Here is a 3,943-nt window from a genome sequence, read left to right as displayed (position 1 = left end):
AACAATTGTATAACCACAATAAGTACCAATTCTATTGTAGTTATATCGTTTATGTATGCAATATATTGCTTTTTAATAAAGTATCCAATGGACTTATGATGGTCTTGTTGTTAATTTCAATAGTTTTGGTATAAATCTCGGTCGTTTTTGGTGAACTATGGCCCAACATATTCTGTAAATGCCGAACATTTATGTTATTTTCAATACAGTGCGTGGCAAACGAATGTCGCAAAGTATGCACGGTTGCCCATGGGTTAGAATTCGTGTCGTTCACGGCTTTTCTAAATATAGATCTTATACTGGCAGTACTGTATTTGCAACCTGTTTGTCCTTCAAACAACCAGTACGATGGCTTATAGGCTTTATAATAATCCCTTAATAATATTAGTAACTGTTCAGGCAAAATAGTTTTTCTGTCTTTTTTGCCTTTACTGTCCTTTATGAACAGATAGCCGTCTTTAGAATGTACATCTGCAATTCGTAAATTCAAAAGTTCAGATATGCGTAATCCACTGCCATAAATGGTATGCAAAATGGCTTTATGCTTAATGTTTTGGGGAGATTGAATGATATTCAATACCTCACTTTTACTCAAGACATTTGGTATGGATACCGCCTTTTTTGGCCGTTGTATCTCATAATATTCCCTAGGTAATTTAAGGGCGTGTTCATAATAGGCTTTAATGGCATTGATCAATTGATTTTGATAGCTTTCACTAATCTTGCTCTTTTTAATAAGTTCATATACAAAACCTTCAATGTCCTCTTTTGTGACTTCTTTAAGGTTTCGGTGCATAAATTTTCCCAAAAACACACTGAACATTTTTTTGTAAACTTGAATACTTGATTCGCTATACTGCTTTAAAACCAGGGCTTTTTCAAGTTCATAAAGAGCATCCATGGCATTTTCAGTCAGTGGCACACTAGGTATGGGCGTAAAACGGATATCTTTTTCTATTTTACAATGTTCACCACATATTCTTTTTAATTGCTCAAAATTATGGTCTGTATTAATGACAGACCATAGTTTTTGGTGTGGATGCCAGAAACTACCATCCATTTTTTTTAAAGCCTCTCTAACAATGATCATGTCATAGGGTATAAAAACCTTAATACGCTTCGCTTCTTTAAAGGGTTGATATATAGTAGGTTGCATAATATTAGTTTTTCCAATTTTATTTGTCCTACTTAAAAGTAGTCAAAAAGACTACTAGTTATTAAGGTATGTTATTAATAATAGTATATTAACCGTTAAAAACGATTAATTTTAAAAAACTATAAATCAGCATATTAAATTCACATTTAACAATAATGAATCAAATGAAGTGTAAAATATGTAGTAAGGTTCTTGTAGGAAGAAATGATAAATTATTTTGTTCTGTAAAATGTAAAAACTATTATCACGTTAATTTAAGAAAGGTTACGGATAAGGAGGTGAAAGAACTAGACACCATATTACATAGGAACAGAAGTATACTTTTGGAACTTTTAGGAAAAAGAAAAGGACAGATAACCGTAGAAAGAATGGTTCTCGAAAAGAAGAAATTTACTTTTAAGTACCATACACATGTGCATATGAACAGTAAAGGTAAAACCTATCATTATGTCTATGACCTTGCTTGGATGGAATTTTCAAATGACGAAATTTTGATTATTAGAAAAGAAAAATAGTGTTATCAAATTATCCTACGACCTATAAAGGATTTTTAAGGTATTTCTCAACACTTGATTCTGCTTAATGGTTGGTTCTTATTTTTAATTTCAGAGCGTTTTCCAAATAAAAGATAGCCAATCATTTATTAAATATTCATTTTGCAACAAAGCCCTATTAAAAGTTTGTTTCAACACTAAGGGGTACAGCAAGAGGGTAACACGCTGCGCGATGTTACTTATTTCCATCTGTTTGGTTTTCAGTCGATTAAATCGTTAATTTTATTTGCCTATTTTTAAAATTGCGTTAACTTGAACGCTGATACCAATAGAATCAGCGTTTCATTGTAACAATCTCATAAAATATGGATGATTTTAATACCATTCGGCTAAGGAAAAAGACCATCAGTAATTTTAAGGAATATTCGAAAATGATAAGCCCTAACTATTCGGAAACCCTGGATTATATGGTTGCCTACTTTAAGGACAACAACATTTCACCCTACGACCTACCAAATAAGTTTGGCCTAAAGCCTCTCATTAATGACCTCAATAAAAGAACGAATGCCATTGCTACCATATTAAGGGACATTGAGAAGAACCAACTTGAACCAAACAGACAAAGATTGGAATCGCTCTTTGATGCTATGGACGAGATAAAGGAGCCTATTTATATAGCTAAAAGCCTGTCGGAGATTGAAGCTTCAAAATCTGACACAGAAAGGATGCTTGACTATTATTCCAATGCCTATGAAAGTAAAAATAGAGAACTACACCTTGTTAAGACCGAACTTAAAAACCTTGTGAAAAATTTATCTTATGTAAAGAATACATTTGGCAAAGATTATTTCAGACTGGATATGTCTAAAGAAAAATTAGAAGATATCAAGACCAGGTTGCTTTGATGTTATCTTACAAGCCTAAATGATGTTCCCCATTACTTGATTTCCTCCTTCCCCAAAAACACTTCATAGTATTAGTTCGATAGATGTTGGGGCTTTTAATCCGTAATAGAATTAAAATGCAACATCTATTCGTATTATGCTTTTATACCTGCTATTGATTCTTAGACAATAATAGTTTTTCAATAGCGTCATAGCTTGCCAACTGTGCATCGGGCAATATACTATCCACCAGTTCCAATACGGTTGCTATGGTCAGTTCCTTGGAACAATGGTTCAATCTGGGTGATGCAAAGTCGTTCTCACAGTCCAAAGCCAAAATACATACCCGTAATAGGCTTGAAATAATATAGCGCAGTTCACCATTGTCAGTTACTTCAAAGGTCACTTCCTGCATAACAGGGTTGCCCTCCCTCCTATAGTATTTACGCTCCCGAGGGTTCAATAGCCTAAAGACTGTTTCCAATGTTTCCTTGTCCTTTTTATGCTTTTTGCTTTTTGTTTTCATCAGCTTGGGTTTTTAATTAAATTGGGCATGACCTTCACAGTGGACTTCCTTTAGATGTTTCAGTTGTTTTTCTCCTATTTGGTGGGCTTCCTTTAAGAACTGCTTACAGCGTTTCAAAACCTTGTCCACATCCTTTAACCCAAAGTCGTTTGTGCCATTTGTGCCTTTAAATCGCATGATTTCAGATGCGTTGCAAAGCATATAGAACTGGCGTTGCAGGCCAAAGGTCGTTTGGGGGAATATGTTATTGGGCAGGGATGTAAAAGTGCTGCACAGGTGCAATAAATAGGACAGGTCATAATGATGGGGCTTAAACTCCCAAAACACGTACAAGAGTCCCAAACATACCTGTTCCATCGCATTATGGAGTACCGCAAGCTTCGATAATGGCTCTTCATCTTCATGGATAACATCAATAACCGACAACAAATATTTTGCCCGTTCCATACGGTGCTTCCAAATGGTTTTGATCTCTTTATAAATGGATACATGGTACATTAACCCGTATTGGCTATATCTTGACAACCTATTATCTTGTTTATACATACAGGGGGTTTCTTTTAAAGTCCGTGTTAAAAAATTATCGCCAATATCAATCCGCTCCATGAGATTGGACAAGGTGACATATACTATATAGACCTTGCAACGCTGTTCCATTTTGTTATAAACTTCCTCCATAAGATCATCAAGGTTTTTGTGAAGTGCCTTATCTGCTACAATTAATAAAGTGTAGATTGCTTCCATATGAGCTTGTTTGCTTTTTGGTGTTAAATTAGTTACCTGTTTATTTTTGCACACATTCATATTGATAACATATACAGAATGTAACGGTATCAAACTTTTTAGAAGGGCTAAAAGATTCTTTTGTAGCGGGAATTTTGTG

At 34.5% G+C, this 3,943-nt stretch carries 5 protein-coding genes; 2 read left to right on the top strand and 3 right to left on the bottom strand.

Going from position 1 to position 3,943, the window contains the following annotated elements:
* Window positions 1-49 precede the first annotated feature (49 nt).
* The gene (locus J8H85_RS18775; RefSeq protein WP_209657230.1) at window positions 50-1,156 is read right to left on the bottom strand and encodes a tyrosine-type recombinase/integrase; all 1,107 of its coding nucleotides are present in this window, start codon (window positions 1,154-1,156) and stop codon (window positions 50-52) included.
* Window positions 1,157-1,320: 164 nt separating this feature from the next.
* On the opposite strand from J8H85_RS18775, the gene J8H85_RS18770 reads away from it, so the two are divergent.
* Both J8H85_RS18770 and J8H85_RS18765 read left to right on the top strand, forming a co-directional pair.
* Window positions 1,321-1,671, top strand: a complete 351-nt coding sequence (locus tag J8H85_RS18770; protein WP_245243858.1) for a hypothetical protein — start codon at window positions 1,321-1,323, stop codon at window positions 1,669-1,671.
* 344 nt (window positions 1,672-2,015) lie between these two features.
* Entirely contained in the window at window positions 2,016-2,555 is a 540-nt protein-coding gene (locus J8H85_RS18765; RefSeq protein WP_209657226.1) for a BfmA/BtgA family mobilization protein, read from the top strand.
* Window positions 2,556-2,706: 151 nt separating this feature from the next.
* Here J8H85_RS18765 and J8H85_RS18760 read toward each other — a convergent pair whose 3' ends face one another.
* Together J8H85_RS18760 and J8H85_RS18755 are read right to left on the bottom strand one after the other, a co-directional pair.
* Window positions 2,707-2,949 carry a hypothetical protein gene (locus tag J8H85_RS18760; RefSeq protein ID WP_209657224.1) on the bottom strand — a complete coding sequence of 81 codons (243 nt, stop codon included), beginning with the start codon at window positions 2,947-2,949 and terminating at the stop codon, window positions 2,707-2,709.
* A 123-nt stretch (window positions 2,950-3,072) separates the two neighbouring features.
* Window positions 3,073-3,943 (bottom strand): hypothetical protein (locus J8H85_RS18755; protein ID WP_209657222.1); only part of this gene is annotated, 871 nt, incomplete at its 5' end.

This window comes from Mariniflexile gromovii (assembly GCF_017814435.1).
In the GTDB taxonomy this organism is placed as follows: Bacteria; Bacteroidota; Bacteroidia; order Flavobacteriales; family Flavobacteriaceae; genus Mariniflexile; species Mariniflexile gromovii.
The sequence above is the reverse complement of the archived record's forward strand: the minus strand, read 5'-3'. Positions and strand labels throughout refer to the sequence as shown.